Annotated in this window: 16 protein-coding genes; 8 read left to right on the forward strand and 8 right to left on the reverse strand. The window is 64.7% G+C overall.

Features of this window, described 5'->3' with window-relative positions; all coding sequences use genetic code 11:
* Positions 1–152 precede the first annotated feature (152 nt).
* The 7 genes from DEIDE_RS12970 (at position 153) to ubiE (ending at position 7236) form a co-directional block, all read left to right on the forward strand.
* Complete coding sequence (locus tag DEIDE_RS12970) at positions 153–656, forward strand: hypothetical protein (RefSeq protein WP_049760533.1); 504 nt, start codon at positions 153–155, stop codon at positions 654–656.
* Positions 657–910: 254 nt separating this feature from the next.
* Positions 911–2080, forward strand: a complete 1170-nt coding sequence (gene hemW / locus DEIDE_RS12975) for a radical SAM family heme chaperone HemW (protein WP_041227279.1) — start codon at positions 911–913, stop codon at positions 2078–2080.
* Between the two features lie 88 nt (positions 2081–2168).
* Entirely contained in the window at positions 2169–3572 is a 1404-nt protein-coding gene (gene lpdA, locus DEIDE_RS12980) for a dihydrolipoyl dehydrogenase (protein ID WP_012694423.1), read from the forward strand.
* 76 nt (positions 3573–3648) lie between these two features.
* Positions 3649–4386 (forward strand): hypothetical protein, encoded by a 738-nt coding sequence (locus DEIDE_RS18095; protein ID WP_012694424.1) that lies wholly within the window; start codon positions 3649–3651, stop codon positions 4384–4386.
* A complete protein-coding gene (locus DEIDE_RS12990; RefSeq protein ID WP_012694425.1) occupies positions 4383–5003 on the forward strand; it encodes a hypothetical protein in 621 nt (206 codons plus the stop codon). The genes DEIDE_RS18095 and DEIDE_RS12990 overlap by 4 nt, the downstream gene beginning before the upstream one ends.
* A gap of 116 nt (positions 5004–5119) precedes the next feature.
* Complete coding sequence (locus DEIDE_RS12995) at positions 5120–6307, forward strand: BioF/Kbl family PLP-dependent acyltransferase (RefSeq protein WP_012694426.1); 1188 nt, start codon at positions 5120–5122, stop codon at positions 6305–6307.
* A gap of 209 nt (positions 6308–6516) precedes the next feature.
* The gene (ubiE, locus tag DEIDE_RS13000; protein WP_012694427.1) at positions 6517–7236 is read left to right on the forward strand and encodes a bifunctional demethylmenaquinone methyltransferase/2-methoxy-6-polyprenyl-1,4-benzoquinol methylase UbiE; all 720 of its coding nucleotides are present in this window, start codon (positions 6517–6519) and stop codon (positions 7234–7236) included.
* Between the two features lie 349 nt (positions 7237–7585).
* Here the strand turns inward: ubiE and DEIDE_RS18100 are convergent, their stop codons facing one another.
* From DEIDE_RS18100 to DEIDE_RS13040, 8 genes are all read right to left on the reverse strand, one after another.
* Positions 7586–8389, reverse strand: coding sequence for a c-type cytochrome (locus tag DEIDE_RS18100; protein WP_162485469.1), 804 nt, complete (start codon positions 8387–8389; stop codon positions 7586–7588).
* 63 nt (positions 8390–8452) lie between these two features.
* Positions 8453–8809 carry an MGMT family protein gene (locus DEIDE_RS13010; protein ID WP_012694429.1) on the reverse strand — a complete coding sequence of 119 codons (357 nt, stop codon included), beginning with the start codon at positions 8807–8809 and terminating at the stop codon, positions 8453–8455.
* Entirely contained in the window at positions 8806–10554 is a 1749-nt protein-coding gene (locus DEIDE_RS13015) for an N-acetylmuramoyl-L-alanine amidase (protein WP_012694430.1), read from the reverse strand. Before DEIDE_RS13015 ends, DEIDE_RS13010 begins: the two co-directional genes overlap by 4 nt.
* Before the next feature lie 133 nt (positions 10555–10687).
* Complete coding sequence (locus DEIDE_RS19775) at positions 10688–11575, reverse strand: peptidoglycan-binding domain-containing protein (protein ID WP_012694431.1); 888 nt, start codon at positions 11573–11575, stop codon at positions 10688–10690.
* A 46-nt stretch (positions 11576–11621) separates the two neighbouring features.
* Entirely contained in the window at positions 11622–12794 is a 1173-nt protein-coding gene (locus DEIDE_RS13025; protein ID WP_242402922.1) for a GNAT family N-acetyltransferase, read from the reverse strand.
* A complete protein-coding gene (locus DEIDE_RS13030; RefSeq protein ID WP_012694433.1) occupies positions 12791–13846 on the reverse strand; it encodes an agmatine deiminase family protein in 1056 nt (351 codons plus the stop codon). The genes DEIDE_RS13025 and DEIDE_RS13030 overlap by 4 nt, the downstream gene beginning before the upstream one ends.
* Before the next feature lie 445 nt (positions 13847–14291).
* Positions 14292–14558 carry a hypothetical protein gene (locus tag DEIDE_RS13035; protein WP_041227647.1) on the reverse strand — a complete coding sequence of 89 codons (267 nt, stop codon included), beginning with the start codon at positions 14556–14558 and terminating at the stop codon, positions 14292–14294.
* A 221-nt stretch (positions 14559–14779) separates the two neighbouring features.
* Positions 14780–16168 (reverse strand): RNB domain-containing ribonuclease, encoded by a 1389-nt coding sequence (locus DEIDE_RS13040; RefSeq protein ID WP_012694435.1) that lies wholly within the window; start codon positions 16166–16168, stop codon positions 14780–14782.
* A gap of 191 nt (positions 16169–16359) precedes the next feature.
* Here DEIDE_RS13040 and DEIDE_RS13045 point away from each other — a divergent pair, with 191 nt between their 5' ends.
* Positions 16360–17229 (forward strand): DUF4097 family beta strand repeat-containing protein, encoded by an 870-nt coding sequence (locus tag DEIDE_RS13045; RefSeq protein ID WP_012694436.1) that lies wholly within the window; start codon positions 16360–16362, stop codon positions 17227–17229.
* The last annotated feature ends 272 nt before the right edge of the window (positions 17230–17501 follow it).

Raw genomic sequence — 17501 nt, forward strand, 5'->3', positions numbered from 1 at the left:
TTACATTAAACATATGTCAGATGGAGCCTAAATTCAAGTCTTCTGGCTGACCCGAACCGGCTCCGAAAAGTGCATCCTGTTCAGCAGGTACATTGCCGCCTGAAACGCTCTCCCAAACCCGTGAGATCAAGGCCACGCTTATGCTGAAAGGCATGAACCACACCCGTACCTGGTCTGACGTGTATGGCAGCGCCTGCGCGACGTTTGAAGGTCGTGCCGGAGGACACCGCTGGCTGGTAGCGGCGCCCAGTGATCTGGCGGCCGGACTTCCTGCTGTGCTGGAAGCGGTCGATGGCAAGGGGCAGGTACAACTTCTGGTGCACGACGGCCTGACGCCCCTGCTGGCGGCTATCCAGGCGCTTGAACCCCGTGGGGTGATTGTGGTGGCTCCGCTGGCACTGGCCGCCGGTCCGGCCGTGACCGTGCAGGACCGCACTGTTGACAACGCAGGCGCCGCCAGTTACCTCGAAGGAGGCAGCTTTCCGGCCTGGGAAAGCCCGGCCTGGAGCACTCAGGACGCTGCAGACGAGGTCACCGGCGAATGCCCGGCGGCCAGTGCCGTGGCCTCACTAAACGTCCCAGTGCTGGTCACAGTTCCTGCGCGGGTCGGTGAGATGCTGGAACGCTGGATGGACCTCACGCCACACGGCCGGTAAGCGGACCAGGTCGAGCAGCCAGAATATGCCTGGCCGACTGCCCTCTGCAGTGAAAGAGAGCCATGCGTCAGGATCTGTGCGTATCAGCGGGTGAACAGCGCCTCGGCTTCCTGGAATCCGTAGCAGTGTTCGTGCATGGCTGTGAAGGTGCCGCTGCCCTAAGGCGTCGGCCAGGGCATTGTGCGGTCAGACTCCCGGAATCCTCTACCGGATTCCAACGCGGGAATTTCCGGAGGCGTACACTGCCCCGCGTGATGGGCGAGGCAGACATTGATTCGGTGGTCCGGCACCTGTATGTGCACGTGCCGTTCTGCCCGAGTATCTGCCCGTACTGCGACTTTCATGTGCTGACGCGCCGGGCCGGGCTGGTCGAGGCGTATCTGCACAGACTGGAGCAGGAGGCGGCGTGGCTCTCGGGCACCTACGCCCTGGACCTGGATACGGTGTACGTGGGGGGCGGCACGCCCAGTTTCCTGCGTGACGAGGAGATCCGGGCGCTGGCCACCACCGTGCGGCGCCACCTGGGATGGGGAAAGCTGGAGAACACGCTGGAAATCAACCCTGGAACAGTGAGCCCAGGGCGCGCAGCGCACTGGCGTGACCTGGGCTTCGACCGGGCCAGCGTGGGGGTGCAGAGCCTGCACGACCCGACGCTGCGCTTTCTGGGACGTCAGCACGACGCCGCGCAGGCCCGCGAGGCGGTCACGACACTGGTAGGCAGCGGCTTCCGCGTGAGTGGCGACCTGATTACCGCGGTCCCCGGACAGCCGCTGGACTCGGATATCCGCGGGCTGGTGGACCTGGGTGTGGGGCACGTCAGCGCCTACACCCTGACCATCGAGCCGGGGACCGAGTTCGCCCGGCGCGGCGTGAATGTCACGGAGGACGACGAACGTCTGGGGTTTGAGCGCACTGAGCAGTTGCTGACGGCGCTGGGCTTCGGCCGCTACGAGGTCAGCAACTACGCCCGGCCGGGGCAGGAGTCGCGGCATAACCAGGCCTACTGGCACGGGCGCACGTATCTGGGCCTGGGTCCGGGCGCAGCGGGTCATTATCCAGCTGTGGGCAAGGGGGGCCTACCGCTGCCCGTTCCCGGGTCCGCTGTGTCCTCGCCAGTCCTGACGACCCGGCGTACCAATCCGCACCTGCACGAGTGGTTGCAGGACGCAGGCGGCGAAGTGCAGCCGATCGACGCCACCGAGTACGTGACCGACGCCCTGTTCATGGGCCTGCGGCTGCGTGAGGGCGTGAATCTGACCGACCTGTCGCGCCGCGCCGGGATGGATGTGGCGCAGGAATACGCTGCCGTCATCCGGCGGCAGGTCTCGCGGGGCCTGCTGGTGCGCGACGGCGCCCTGCTCCGGGCTACCCCGCAGGGCTGGTGGGTGCTCAACCAGGTGGTCTCGGAGTTCCTGAACGCCTGAAATTTACCAGTGCAGGTTGTCAGTCACGGCTGTCCAGCTATACCGGCAGGTCAGTGCCGCCACTCCTAACGGTTGTTAGACTGCGCGCATGACCAAATCCTATGACTTCGACGTGCTGGTGATTGGCGCCGGGCCTGGCGGCTACCATGCGGCCATCCGCGCCGCGCAGCTGGGCCTGAAGGTCGCCTGTGCCGAGCGCGAGTCTGTCGGCGGGGTGTGCCTGAACGTGGGCTGCATTCCGACCAAGGCGCTGCTGCATGCCGGCGAACAGGTGGCCGCCGCACGTCACGCCGCCGACTTCGGCCTGACCTTCAGCGGTCAGTCGCTGGATATCGCCAAGCTCAACGGCTGGAAAGACGGCATCGTCAAGAAACTGACCGGAGGCGTGGGCGCCCTGTTCAAGGCGAACAAGGTCACCCACCTGCAGGGACAGGCCAGCTTCGTGGACGATCACACCGTGCAGGTGGGCGACAAGACCTACACGGCCGCCAACTTCATTATTGCCACGGGTTCCGAGCCGGCCAAACTGCCGGGTCTGGAAGTCGACCAGCAGGTAATCGTGGACTCGACCGGCGCGCTGGTCGTGCCTGACCCGGTGCCTGCCCGCATGCTGTGCGTGGGCGGCGGCGTGATCGGCTTCGAGTTCGCGCACGTGTACACCAACATGGGCTCACAGGTCAAAGTCATCGAGTTCCTGCCAACCATCATTCCTGGAGCCGATGCCGACGCCGTCAAGGCCTTCCAGAAGTCCATGGAGAAGCAGGGCATCAAGGTGGCCACCCAGACCAAGGCCAACCGTGCCGAGAAGAAGGCCGACGGCGTGCATGTCGAGCTCGAGAACGTCAAGACCGGCGAAAAGACCACCGAGGTCTTTGACCGGGTGCTGGTCGCTGTGGGCCGCCGCCCCCGCACCGATGGCCTGAATGCACAGAACGCTGGCGTGACCGTCACCGACCGGGGCTTCATTCCTGCCACCACCCAGCAGCGCACCAACGTCAGCCACATCTATTCCATCGGGGACGTGGCGAGCAACCCCATGCTGGCCCACAAGGCCATGAAAGAAGGTCTGGTGGCGGCCGAAGTGATTGCCGGCAAGCCTGCCGAGCAGGACGCCGTGGCCATTCCCGGCGTGGTGTACACCAGCCCCGAACTGGCCTGGGTCGGCCTGACCGAGCAGGAGGCAAAGGACAAGGGCTACGAGGTCAAGACCGGTAACTTCCCCTTCAGCGCCTCGGGCCGCGCCATGACCCTGCAGCAGACCGACGGCTTCGTGAAGATGGTCGTGGAGAAGGACACCGACCTGCTGCTGGGCGTGCACATCGTCGGGCCGCATGCCAGCGACATGCTGGGCGAGGCTGGGCTGGCGCTGGAAATGGCCGCCACCGCCACCGATATCGCGCTGACCATCCACGCCCACCCCACGCTGGGTGAGAGCGTGCTGGAAGCGGCGGAAGCTGTGCACAAGCAGGCCATCCACATCATGAACCGCTAAACGCTCCTGTGTTCAGGCGGCCACGTGGGCAAATATGCTCACATGGCCGCTTTCTTGTGAATAAAGTGAGTAAAGCATGAAGATTTTCTCCAAACGCATGGTGTGGCTGACCGGTTCTGCGGCGCTGGCCACACTGCTGATGGCCTGCCCCAAGCCACCGCCCACGCCCGACCCCAGCGTCTCACTCACCTTCGAATTTCCCGAGGTGCAGCACAGCAGCGACCTGCGTCTGGGCGCCATCTCCTTCCAGCAGAACGACAGTGGCGTCAACCTTAAAAAGCTCTCCAGCTACCCGCACTTCTCGTCCACCTCCAGCACTGGGTCTGGGTCGCCCCAGCGGGTCAACCGCGCGTCGGTGCACCTCAGTGGGTACGACCTGCTTGAACTGCGACGGGTTCCGGGATGCATCTCCCCCTTCATCAGCGGTGAAGCTCAGGGCATGACCGGGGTCACGGTGACGCCCGAGAGCGCGCGCACCTGCAACATCTACTTCACCCTGTTCCGGGACGCGAACGGCGACGGCCTGCCCACCGTCAGCGAAGAGCTGTACACCACGCACACCATCTACAGCCACGCCTCGGTTCCCTTCACCTACCGCTTCACTGACGCCAGCGGCCACAGCACCGAGACCGGCACACGCACCCAGGGCTGGTCGCTGGTGCGCCACGAGGTCCTGCAGCCCAGCGCTACGCCTGGTCAATACCGCGTCACCATGAACAGTGGTCCGCGCGAGGACACCGCGTTGCCCATCCGCCTGCATGAACCGACCAACCGCCTGATCAGTCAGAGCCTGAAGGCCGGAGCAACGAAATGAACTGTCTGCCCTTCCTGATTCCCGCCCTGGTGTTGGCTGCCTGCGGCGCAGCGCCCAGCGCCGCCGACGGTGGCCGCCCCACACTGCTTACTGGCGTGAAGGTCCGCTTTCCGGCAGCACCGGCTGACAGCTTCCTCTCGCTGGTCACCGCTCAGGGCGAAAGCGTGTATCAGCTGCCAGTCCCGGCAGGGGCCACTGCTCTGGCCGTCAATCCTGCCCGCTGGGCGGGTGCGTCGGCCCGCGCGCAAGAGCTGAGCACGCTGCTGCCCGCCGGCATGGTGGCGGGCAGCCTGGCTTCAGGCACCTCCGCCGGGAAGGTCACGCTGCTGGAATGGCTGATGTGGCGGGACCACAACACCAACGGCGCCCGGGATGCGGGTGAGGTCCTGCCGCTGATGAGCCACGACCGTGTTGTCTACAGCACGGAAGCCACAGACGTGAGCTTCCGCAGCACAGCGCCAGAGATGCAGCAGCGCTGGACCTTCAAGGCCGGCTGGTCACGTGCCGAGCACTACGTCTACCTGCCGCTGAACAGCACCACCTACCAGCGTTCCCTGAGCAGCACGGCCACCGAACGCTACACCCTGCACGAGCCCACCCCCCTCACCAGTCAGTAAGACACCTGCCTGAGAGCGAAAAGCAGAAAGGAGAGCAGTCAGGAAAACGGGACAGCAATCCAGGCGGCGCCGAAGCACTCCGGCGCCGCTTCTGTCTGCGCCCGTAGACTGCCGCTATGACCACCTCGCTGTCCGAACGCCTGAATCAAGAGCTGTCCAGCCTGCGCGAATCGGGGCTGCTGATTCACCCACGGGTGCTGGAGCGCGCCAACCGCGCGCGCACCCGGGTCGACGGCCGGGAGGTCGTGAACCTCGCCAGCAACAACTACCTGGGCTTTGCCGACCACCCGGCGCTGAAGGCCCGCGCCGAGCAGTACCTGCGCGAGTGGGGTGTCGGAGCGGGCGCCGTGCGCACCATTGCCGGAACACTGCGTATCCACGAGGACTTCGAACGTCAGATTGCCGACTTCAAACACACCGGCAGCGCACTGGTGCTGCACAGCGGCTTCACCACCAACCAGGGCGTGCTGGGCGCGCTGCTGCGCGAGGGCGATCTGGTGGTCAGCGACGAGCTGAACCACGCCAGCATCATCGACGGGCTGCGCCTGACCAAGGCCACCAAGAAGGTCTTCAAGCACGCCGATCCCGAAGACCTGCGCCGTATCCTCTCGGAAAACGAGACCGGCGGCCTCAAGCTGGTCGTCACCGACGGCGTGTTCAGCATGGACGGCGACCTCGCTCCGCTGGACCGGCTGGTGGCGGTGGCCCGTGAGTTCGGCGCCGTGACCTACGTGGATGACGCCCACGGCTCCGGCGTGATGGGCGCGCAGGGACGCGGCACGGTTCACCACTTCGGCTTCGAGTACGCCGACGACGTTATTCAGGTCGGCACGCTCAGCAAGGCCTGGGGCGGCGTGGGAGGCTACGCGGCCGGGCACGGCGACCTGCGCCAGCTGCTGATCAACCGCGCCCGACCGTACCTGTTTTCCACGGCGCAGCCTCCGGCCGTGGTGGGCGCTCTGAGTGCCGCGCTTGATGAGGTGCAGCGCGACCCCAGCCTCATGGAGCGCCTGTGGGACAACACCCGTTACTTCAAGACCGAGCTCGAGGGTCTGGGCTTCGACATCATGGGCAGCGTGACGCCCATTACGCCGGTGGTCTTCGGGGAGGCCAGCGCCGCTTTTGAGGCCAGCCGTCAGCTGTTCGACCTGGGCATTTTCGCCGTAGGTCTGGGCTTTCCCACCGTGCCGCGCAACCTGGCGCGCATCCGCAACATCGTGACCGCCGAGCACACCCGTGAGGACCTGGATCAGGCGCTGGCCGCCTACGCGCAGGTTGGACGGGCGCTGGGTGTGATCCGCTAAACCGGGGCATCAGCTCCCTCGTCCGTCAGCCCTGGCTTCTGGTGCGCTGACTGAACTGATCAACACTGCCTTTGGCTCCTAGTCTGTACCCAAGACGGCCCTCCCCTGGACGGTTTCGTCAGGGTGGTATGGGGCAGCCGACCTGCTCAGGTTCGGCTGATCCCCGTTTTTCCGGTCTGTCCCACCCAGGGGGCCCTATCATCGGCGCTATGACGAACAGGCCGCCGGTGGGAGATCGCCAGGACAAGGGCAGGGACGTGCAGGCCATGTTTGCCAGCATCGCACCGAGGTATGACCTGCTCAACCGGGTGCTGAGCCTCGGTGTGGACCGCTCGTGGCGCCGCGTAGCCGCCGCCGAGGCGCTCGCTCTGGACCCGAAACGCATTCTGGATGTCGCCACCGGCACGGCCGATTTTGCGCTGGAGCTCAAGGCGCGCGCTCCACAGGCGGAAGTGGTCGGCAGCGACTTCGTGCCGCAGATGCTGGAGATCGGTCGGGAAAAGGCACGGGCGCGGCGGCTGGAAATTACGCTGGAAGAAGGGGACGCGCTGAATCTTCCCTATCCGGATGCCAGCTTCGACACAGTGACCTGCTCGTTCGGGTTTCGCAACTTCGCAGACTATGCTCAGGGTCTGGCCGAATTTCACCGGGTACTGCGCCCGGGGGGACGCGCGGTGATTCTGGAGTTTCCCCCTCCTGCTCGGGGGCTGTTTGGCGACGTGTTCCGCTTCTATTTCCAGCAGGTGCTGCCCCGCATCGGCGCGCTGGTCAGCGGCAACGCCGGGGCCTACACCTACCTGCCGGAAAGCGTGCTGGCCTTTCCCGATCCCGAGCGGCTGGCCGGCCTGATGCGCGCCACAGGCTTCCGCACCCGCTACCAGCGGCTGACCTTTGGGATCGCCGCCATCCACGTAGGCGATAAGCTTTAGGGCTTTTCAGCTCCAGGATTTTTCAGGCGCACCACCAGCATCATCTCGGTGTGTGCCTCGAGTTCACCAGACGCTGTGAAGTCCAGCCCTCTGCCGGTCAACCTCACTCAGGTGGGCCGCGTGAGCACGCAGCTGAGCCACGGTCTCTGAGGTGCAGCCGGACTGCCGGGTCCACCAGTCGAACTCCAGCCGGTAGGGCACCAGGGTATGCCGCGCCCAGTGAATGCCGGCGGCCTGAGCTGCTTCCTGCCAGGCGGGTGCAGAGATGGGTTGCCGAGCTGAGATTCAGAAGAAGACGCCGCCTGGGGAACCAGGCGGCGCTCTGCATGAAGCCGAGACTCCAGTTGCCTCAGTTCAGGCTGGTCACGTACGCATGAATGCTGGCCAGATCAGCGTCGGACAGCTGCGCCTCGGTAAAGCGGGGCATGGCTGGTCCCAGTTCACGGTCCGGGGCTTTGCCCTCTCGCACGGCTGCGGTGAACTGCGCCAGGGTCCACTTGTTCGCTTCGTCGGTCATGGCTGGTCCGATGCCGCCCTGGCCGTTCTGGCCGTGGCAGCCTCCACAGCTGGCAGCAAACAGGGTCTGGCCGGCTCCTGCGTCGCCACTGGCCGCAGCTTCACTGGCGCCTTCAGCGCTGGTGCCACTGCTGTGCTCGGTGCCGATTTCCTGCACGCCGGTTCCTTCCGGACCCGCAGCCTCGCTGCCTTCAGGGGCTTCAACACTACGTTGCCGGGCGGGGTCGTCCTCCCCGGCATCCTCGGTGGCAATGTCCTGGTTGTCGTTGCTGGTTCTGGCTGCGCCCGTTCCAGTATTGCCAACCTCGCCGCCCTCAGGGCCCATGCCGGTGCTGTCGTCATCGCCGCCTGCGCCTTCACCGCCGGCCGTGGCACCGTCACCTTCGTCCTGGGGGGTGCCGGTCGTGCCCTCGCCTTCGCCCCCGGGTGACTCCATGCCCGAGACAGCCTCGCTGCCGCCCTCTTTCTCCTGGCCACCAGCCTGATTGCCTTCAGCAGCAGCCATTGTCTGCGCAGGACGCATCATGAGGGGCGTGGCGATCAGCAGGGTAATGCCCAGAATGACGCCCAGTGTGACGCCCAGCATCCAGGACACCACGCTGCCCGCCACCCAATGAGAGTTCCGCGTTCTGTTCATAGAGAACAGCATACGCCCGGACCCCTGGGACGTTGGACTCAGCGTCTCTTCACACCGGGCTTGCTACAGCAGCGGTTCAGGAGATCCCGGCGCGGCCTCCGGGGGCCACCACTGCAGCCGTCCCAGATCACAGCGCCCAGCATCGTCAAAAGTCACCCCTTCAGCTTCCAGCAGCTTTTCCTGCATGTCACCGAATCCCAGCTTGTGCGTGCTCACGCGTCCCTGGGCATTGATCACACGCTGCCAGGGCAGGTCGCTGCCGCCCATCAGGGTGTTCATCACATACCCCGCCTGCCGGGCGGCGCCGGGCTGACCGGCCAGCAGCGCCAGCTGCCCGTAGGTCATCACGCGGCCCTCGGGAATCCGGGTCACCAGCGCCAGCACCCTTTCACGAAATGAGGGCTCCGGGGTGCTGGTCACTTCTCGGCGCCACCTGCACTGGGGCTCAGCACCTGCCGGCTGGCCGTGACGCCTGATATCAGGGCTTCACGGATGCCGTTGGCGACACCGAGAGCAACGCGGTCGAGGTAGTTTTCGTCCTGAAGATTCAGGCCGTCCACGGGATGACTGGTGTAGCCGATTTCGACCAGAGCCGCAGGAACGCGGCTGTTGCGCAGCACGCTCAGGGACAGGTTGTTCTTGAGCCCGCGCGAGAAGGCGCCGGTCTGCTCGACCATCGAGCGCTGCAGGATCGCCGCGAGGCTACTCGACAGCGGGTGGTTGGGGTTCCACCAGGTCTCGATGCCATAGCCACGCAGGGCTGTCTTGGCTTCCAGGGCGTTGACATGAATGCTGACAAACAGCTGGGTCCCCGGCTCACTGGCAGCGGCACGCATCTCCAGATCCGCGTTCTTGCTGCTGTGAAGTGCGCGGTCGGTGTCGCGGGTCATCACCACATCCACGCCGGCGGCACGCAACAGGTCGCGTACCCGCAGCGCGACTCCCAGGGTGATTTCCTTCTCGACCACCGTGCCGACTGCCCCGGGATCACGTCCACCATGACCCGGATCAAGCACCACACGCGGCTGAGCGTAACTGGCACTCAGGGCCAGGATGGCGGTGCCGCGCGTAACAGGCACAGGGGGCACCGCTCCCAGCACTTTCTCGCGGGCCGTCAGCGGGGTGAGGTTGGCCATTGCCGGCGCAATGTCAATCACCAGGCGCGAGCGGTCGTTGCCCGAAGGGGGCAACAGCTGGGCCCGCCACCCACTGCGTTCCGTGACCCGGGCAGCGGTGACCAGGGTCGCCTGCACTCCTCCACTGACCGGTTCAAAGCTCCAGGAGCGGAGTTCGGGGCTGACGTTCTCGGCAGCCTGGGCTCCGCCCGTGACACCGGTGAGCTCGACACGCAGGCTCAGGCCCGACGGCACGATGCGGTAACCGGCGCCCGGCGGAAGGTCCAGAACCACACGCGTCTGTCCAGGGTTCTTGCCGATACGCGGGGCAGTGAGCTGCGCACCAGCCTGTGGAGTTCCGGAAATACGCCCTTCAAGCACGCTGGGCACGTTGACGTCCGCACCCGGCAGGGCCGGAGCAGGTGGCAGGACCTTGACCTTGGCAACGGTATCGCCTGGAGGCAGCCCTTCCTTGACCGGAGCCTTGGCGGTCGAGGCCGGTGCCTGCGGAGCAGCAGGCGCAGGAGACACGCGCACATTGGCTTTGAGCGCTGCGCTGGCACCACCCTCGACCGTGGGGCCGAATTCCACGATCAGCACCCGGTTACCATTGGCCAGAGTGGCCTCCATAGCCTTCCAGCCATGGATAAAGGACAGCGGAAAGGGCGTGATCAGGGTGGCCTGACCGCCTCCAGCACGGTACTCACTGACACTGGCTCCCAGGCGGGCCGTAACGGCGGGGATAACCCGGGCGCCCTGAATGTCCAGCCGAAGCCCCGTGAAGGTGGGGGTCAGGCTGTAGGTGACGCCAGGCTGCAGGTCAAACACGACCCGGGTATTGCTGCCGTCACTGCTGGCGCGCGGTGTTCCGAACGCCGCGTTCTGGGTTCCCGTGAGTTTCAGTGGAGACGTGATGGGCGAAGTGCCCCGCAAGGCCGGCAGGGTCTGGACCGGGGCAGTGCGCTGGAAGGGATCACTGGACTGCGCGCGACCGTGACTCGCCATCGCAACCAGCAGGGCAGATGAGAGAAAGATGGCAATCCGCTTCATGGACCTACATCTTGACGCGAAAAGCCGTGAGAAGCTATCTCCCGCCCTCATTAGAAAGAAGGACGCCAACCCGTGTCTGACGTCCTGGAGAAATTCCGGGGTCGTGAGGATGCCAAAGCACCCAAATGGGGGCTCAGGGAATGGTTGGAGCTGCGAAGGTCCGCGCAGCAGGTGAGAACAGGGCTCTCCAGGTTGCCTGATCAATCCGTCCGGTGACAGGCAGATTATTGGCGGCCTGAAAAGCCCGGACGGTGGCCGCTGTGACCGGGCCGTACCAGCCGTCTCCCTGCCCTCCACGGCTGTCCTCGGTCAGCTGGATCAGGCGGTTCTGGGCAGCACGGATATCCGAGCCGTTCATACGCCGTTCCTGCAGTTGCAAAACGCGGGTAAACGGCATGGGCGCCAGACTCTGCGCCGGATTGGCCGCAGGCGTACTGGGCGTGGAGTTCTGTGGAGGCGCTGGCTTGGCAGTGGGACTGGCTGAGCCTTGCCTGACGGGAGCTGGTTTGGCGGCCGCGCCTGTAGGTGCAGCAGGTTTTACAGGCTCAGGACGGGCGATGGTGACCCGGGCCTGTTCAGTGCGCTTCACCGTGACCTTCGGGGTGGGTGCAGCACTGGCTGCCGGTGTGCCTGCTGATGCGGAATTGGGTGGTGTATCCACGTAGACCAGCGTCTGTGCCCGGCCATCCGGATCAGCCTGAAGCCGCACATACACGTAACCACCAGGAGTCTCAAGCCAGTTGTAGACGCTGCGCTGGCTGTCACGGCTGCGCCAGACACCCTGCAGATCGTTGCCGACTGTGGCACTCAGTTTGCTGCGGACCTGCTCGACCGTAAGAGCGGCACCCACACATTTCTTGTCCCGGGTGCCGATCTTGGTGTAGCTGGCGGGACAGTCACGCAGCACTCCGTCAATTTTGGAAGCCACACGCACTGCGGCCTGCTCCACCTGCACAGGAGTCGGGGCAGCGGACGCGGGAGCCGCCAGAGCCAGCGTGCATGTGAGCGCGATAAACCTCATGGGTTAGTGGTATCACGCTGGACCTGACGGGGACTGAGCCGCAGACCTAGCCCTCTTTGCGGCTTGTTAACCCCAATCCGGCGCCCCGGGTCCTATGAGGTTTGAGCAGGCCACTGCGCACGTGCATGGCTTCCCGGTAAGCTTCCGAGAAGCTGAGCATCAGGACAGCCATTACCCCATGGTCGTCGACCTGCAGACCCTGCAGGCAGAACCCGGCGCGCAGTTTGGGAACCAGAACCGCGTTGTTGGTGGCATGGTGGTGACTGCGCACCAGATCGTAGCCCTCGGCCTCCAGGGCTCGGAGCACGACCGGCAGCAGCCGGCTGTAGACGCCCTGGCCCCGGTGAGCCGGCAACAGGGCCGTGTTGACCATATAAGCCGTGCGGCGGTCCCATTGCCGCGACATCTGCCAGCCGGCCACCTCCCCCTGGTGCCCGATCAGCCAGGCGTAACGGCGGCCTGCCGGCGCTTCCAGGCGCCCGGGGGCCGGCCAGTCGAACGACACGCTGCTGTAGGCCGACTGTTCGAGCTGTGTGTAAATGTCGTAATACACCTCGTAGCTCACCGGGTGAAGGCTGTAACCCCCGCCCAGGTCCTCTCCTGGACCTGAGCTTTCCGGCAACCGCAGGGGTGGGAGTGGAGCAGGCCTCCGGGTCCCAGCAGGCTCAAGCCCTAGACGCCTCGCCGCCTCACCGCGCGCGCCCCGCGCGTCAGGCGCGCGAAAGCCGCTGCGGATGTGCTGGGCCTCCTGATAGGCGGGGTCGAGCGAGAGGGTCAGGGCCACATTGAGTCCGCCCTCGTACAGGCTCAGGCCCTGCACCAGAAACCCGGCCCGCAGCTTCGGCACGATCACGCGGTTGTTGGTCGCGCGGTGGTGACTCTGGACCAGGGTGTACCCGGCGGTGCGGAAGGTTTCCAGCAGTGCAGGCAGCAGCCGGGTGTACAGGCCCCTGCCCTGATGCTCCGGCAGCAAACCGGTATCGGCCATATACACCGTGCGTTCGTCACGCTGGTGCGCGTGGCTCCAGCCGACGAGTTCGGTGCCGCAGTACACGCCCCAGCTGAAGTTCTCACCCAGGGGGGGCGGGGCCTTGGCCGCCGGACCAAAGCTGTACAGCCAGTTGCCGCCAAAGATCCGGTCCTCAAGCCGGGCGCACGCCTCGCGGTAACTTTCAAGGGTTATGCGGCGGGCAGTGTAGCCCCCGCCAAGGTCGGTCACTCCCCGGTCCACACCGTCCCCTGAGGCTGCTGCTGGGTGACGCAGTGAAAGCTGCCGCCGCCCTCGATGATCTTGCGGCTGGGCAGCCCGATCACTTCACGCTGCGGGAACAGCGGGCGCAGGACTTCTATGGCCCGGGCATCGTTCGGGTCGCCGTACATGGGCACCACGACAAAGCCGTTTCCGATATAGAAGTTGGCGTAGGTGGGAGGCAGGCGGCCCTCGGCCCCTTCCAGGCGGCTGGCGGGCAGAGGCAGTTCCACGATCCGGAACGGCTGGCCATCCTGGTCGGTCATCCGGCGCAGGGCTTCAAGATTCTTCTGCATCACCGCGTGGTTGGGATCCGCAGGGTTGCTCTCCACACTGGTGACGATGGTGCGTTCATCCGTGAAGCGGGTGATGGTGTCGATGTGTCCGTCGGTATGGTCGTTTTCCAGGCCGCCGTCCAGCCACAGCAACTGGGAGACACCTAAGGTGTCATTCAGCAGGGCGCCGTAGTCCTCCTCCGTAAGGCCAGGATTACGGGTGTCGGTCAGAAAGCACGAGCGGGTGGTCAGCCCCACGCCCAGCCCGTTGACTTCCAGTCCACCACCTTCGAGGACCTCGGGACGGTCCCAGTGCGCCGCGCCCAGCACCTGTGCCACGTATTCCGGTACCTGGTCGTCGTGCTCCCAGTTGAACTTGCCGCCCCAGGAGTTGAAGCGCCAGTTCACGAAAGCAAGGTCATTGCCACGCCGCACAAAGATCGGCCCGTTGTCCCGCAGCCAGACGTCGTCCAGCGGCAGGCGGTGATAGGTCACATCTGCCCCCTCCAGCCGGCCACGGGCGTCCTGTTCACTTTCCGGGTCACGTACCAGCAGCTGCACCGGTTCAAAGCGCGCAATGGTCCGCACGAGTTCGGCGAATTCCTCCCGCACGCCTAACAAATGACCAAACCACAGCTCATCGTCGGCTGGCCAGCTCATCCAGGTGGCCGCATGGGACTCCCACTCGGCTGGCATACGGAACCCCAGCTCACGGGGCGTTGGATCAGAGGGCAGAAAATGCTGCATGCCCCGTATTAGACCAGAACAGTGTGATACCCGGCCTTAAGGCTGCTTGTCGGTCAGCGTCATGGGAACCGGAGTCTGGGTGCCCGCCATCCGCTTGGGTGCCCCGCTGCTTCGCAGGCCTGCCCAGACGGTGTTGTCCTTTTCGGGGACCTTCAAGCCTGAGCAGGCGCACCCAGGAGCCCTGACGTACGGGTACATTCGTTTTCAGTTCGCCAGTACACACAGGACGCATTCATGGGACAGCGACTGTCACGAACAGACACCACGGTGAGGTGGCTCTGTCCTAAAGTCACGCTTTCCCCGGCCACAAGAGTCGCGCTGGGTGCCTGGGCAGCACAGGCCATGGTCAGCACACAGGGAGGACAGGACAGACCGTGTTGCCAGCAGTCTGAACTGCCCGCGTAAAGAGGACCTGACCTGTCCAGGCAGCAGGGGCCTGTGCTGCTCAGCCAATCAGGCTGTCGCCGGCACAGCCCATCGCTCGGAAGTGGCGCGCCTTGTCCATCATGCCCATACGCTCGTAGCACTCACACAGGCGCAGCGCAAAAAATTCCATGGCACGGCAATCCTCACGCCGCTCGGCAGCTTCCAGACACTCGCGGTAGTGCCGTACGGCGAGGTGATACTGGGCCTGCTCTGCAGCGTGCTGAGCACGGCAGTGGCTCATTCGGAGAGACACGATGTCACTCTCAATGCGGCTCACGGCGTTCATATCAGGCAGTGTAAACAGCACGACCTACATATGAATGAAAGATGAATCAGATTTGACAAGACAAATTCTGTGATGTAGACGAGCTTTTTTCGTTGTAAGCGAAATTACACGATAACGTTTTTTGTTTTGTTTCCCGAACTCCAGGCGCTGAGAAGTACCTCGCCTGGTGCTGCTTGTAAGATCACGTGCAGTACATATTCTGTTTGCCAGGAAAAGAGCAATTACTGGCTGCGGGCGCGAATAGTCAGGGCCGGCAGGTTTACGTCTGTCAGGCGCAGGCGCAGTTCCGTTCCTGGTGCGGCCGGTGTACTGAGGGGCAGATCGAAGGCCAGCTCGGGAATCAGCAGGGTCGCCTGCGGACCGCGCCGGTCGACCACCACACCGGTCCATTCCCGGTCCGGCTGCGAGGCAATAAAGCGCAGGGTGTGGTGTTTGCGGCTCAGGCGCTCGGCCTGCCGGGTGGCGTCGGCATTCAGACTTGCCTGGGCAATGTGCGCCGCCATGACTTTTCCACCCATGGGTTCGCCGCCCGTCAGAAAGGCGCGCAGTTGCTGGTGCACCACCAGATCAAGGTACCGGCGCATAGGACTCGTGACCTGTGCGTAAAGGTCCAGGCCCATACCGTGGTGCGGGCCTGGCACCGGCTGAAAGCGCGTGCGGGCCAGCGTCTTGCGGCGGGCCCACTGGGCAGGCAGCGTGTCTCCGTGCACCTCCCGGGTGGGATAGTCCTGGGTCGCAAAAGGCAGCGGTACCTCATTGTCATCGGCGAAGATGGCGGCTCCCCAGCCGGCCAGCGTCATGCATTCCTGCACCACGAAGCGCATCTCCGGCTTGGGCAGCGGGCTTACGGCGGCGCCCTGGTCGTCAGCCTTGACCCGAACTTCCGGCAGATCGATGCTCAGGGCGCCCTCGGCCTCGCGCAGGGCCCGGCTGGCCCGTGCCAGGCGCAGGAGCGTCACAAACGGCTCCTGCCCGGCCTCGAGGCGGCCCTGAGCCTGCGTATAGGTCAGCCGTTCGACCCGCACCGTGGTCAGGTGGACGTCCACCGCGTCGGCATTTCCGTCGTGATCCAGATCCAGGGCAATAGACAGTGCCGGGGTGGTGGGATGCAGCCCCAGACCAGTCTTCTCGACCAATTCGTCAGGCAGCATCCCGATGGTCTGGTCCGGCAGGTACAGGGTCGCGCCACGTGAGCGGGCTTCCAGATCCAGTGCGCTGTCGGGAGGCACCAGCGCAGCTACATCTGCGACATGCACCCACAGCCGCGTCAGGCCTCCGTCCAGCATTTCGATTCCCACGGCGTCGTCCGGGTCGCGGTTCCCTTCATCGTCAATGGCGTAGGCCTCCAGATGGGTCAGGTCCAGGCGCTTCTCGGGCACGAAATCCGGCACGGGCAGCGTGACGGGGTTCAGGGCCGCCTGCAGGCGATCAGCGTATGGAGTGCGCGCCTCCGACCACAGGCCCAGCCTCAGCAGCAGCGTATGGGCACTTTCCGGTGTTTCTGGCAGACCGAGGTCGCGCAGGGTCCGGCTTTTTTCCTGCCGCCCGCGTGCCAGCAGTTCAACCTCAGTGCGCTGGGCGGGAGTCAGGTCAGGAGGTGGAACAGTCATACCTATGAGGATAGGGTGTCAGCCACCGGAGCGCTGAATAGAAAAGTTGGTTTTACAGAATTGTCATGCCTCTGACGGCAGAGCAGTCGAATCACCCATCATTCCGCTAGATACCGCCGTTGTTTTACTGAATAGAAAGTTAGTATTGACACTTAGGTAAATCCATGTTTCTATGTTTGCAGGAGGCGAGCATGAGTGAGCAACATTCATCCGAGGAGTTCCGTGCCCAGGTTCAGCGTCTGGTGGCCGAAGGCAAACTCACCCCCGAGGAAGCCCAGGGGTTACTGGAGGGGTTCGATCAGCCCGACACACGCTCAATGGACGCGGTGTATACCGCATCTGGAGACGGCAACACCCCGCCCGACCTGAGACTGAGCATTCAAGGGTTTGCGTTGCAGGTCGTGCAGGACGCAGCGCAGGTCAGCCCGCAGCTGCATGTCAGCGAGGATGGCCGGGTGTTCCTGGAAGCCACTTCTCAGGGCTGGCACGTCGCCCGCCGGCCCGGCCAGAGCCACAACAACTGGCACAACGTCCGTGCCGTGCTGACAGTGCCGTTTACACCACGGCACGTGGTTGCCGAGGTCCACGGTGGGCACCTGTCCCTGCCGGATGTTTCCGGGGACATGCAGGCCAATGTGCACGGCGGCAATGTCCGCATGGGTCAGGCCCTCAGCCTGCAGGCCGAGGTTCATGGTGGACATCTGAGCGCCACCGAAATCGGCGGCCCTACCCGGCTGAATGTCAATGGAGGCAACCTCAGCCTGACTGGCGCCGCGTCGTTGAATGCCAGCGTCAATGGAGGCAACCTCAAGTGGGCCGGTGTGCTCGGAGAAGGCACCCACCGTCTGGAAGTGAATGCCGGGAACGCCACCTTACACCTCGACCCTGGCAGCAATCTGCGGGTGGACGCCGAGGTCACCATGGGCGCTTTCAAGGCAGACTTCCCCACCCACAAGCAGGGCAGTTTCGTGACGACCCGTCATAGCGGCCAGCTCGGCACCGGAACAGGCAGCCTGAGCTGCCGTGTGGCTGCCGGACAAGTGAAGCTGGTCACCAGATGACGGGGCCTGCTCTGACAGAGGCGTTGGGCCGCAGACCAAAATGCACTGACTTGACCATCAACAGGGGGGCCACAGGTCCGTCAGCCCCCCGGAAAGGAGGCGACCCGAGATGACTGTTCCACTTTCTTCCCAACCCCTCCGCATTCACCCCGCTCCGGGACGCCTGCCGGCCTCATCGGGCCCAGTTGCCGCCACTGTCACGAAGTCCGGACGGGGCTACCGTGTGATTCGCCAGGTCCGTCTGGCCTCTGACACTGTCCCGAGCCGCGTGA

The sequence above is a fragment of the Deinococcus deserti VCD115 genome (assembly GCF_000020685.1).
Lineage (GTDB): Bacteria > Deinococcota > Deinococci > Deinococcales > Deinococcaceae > Deinococcus > Deinococcus deserti.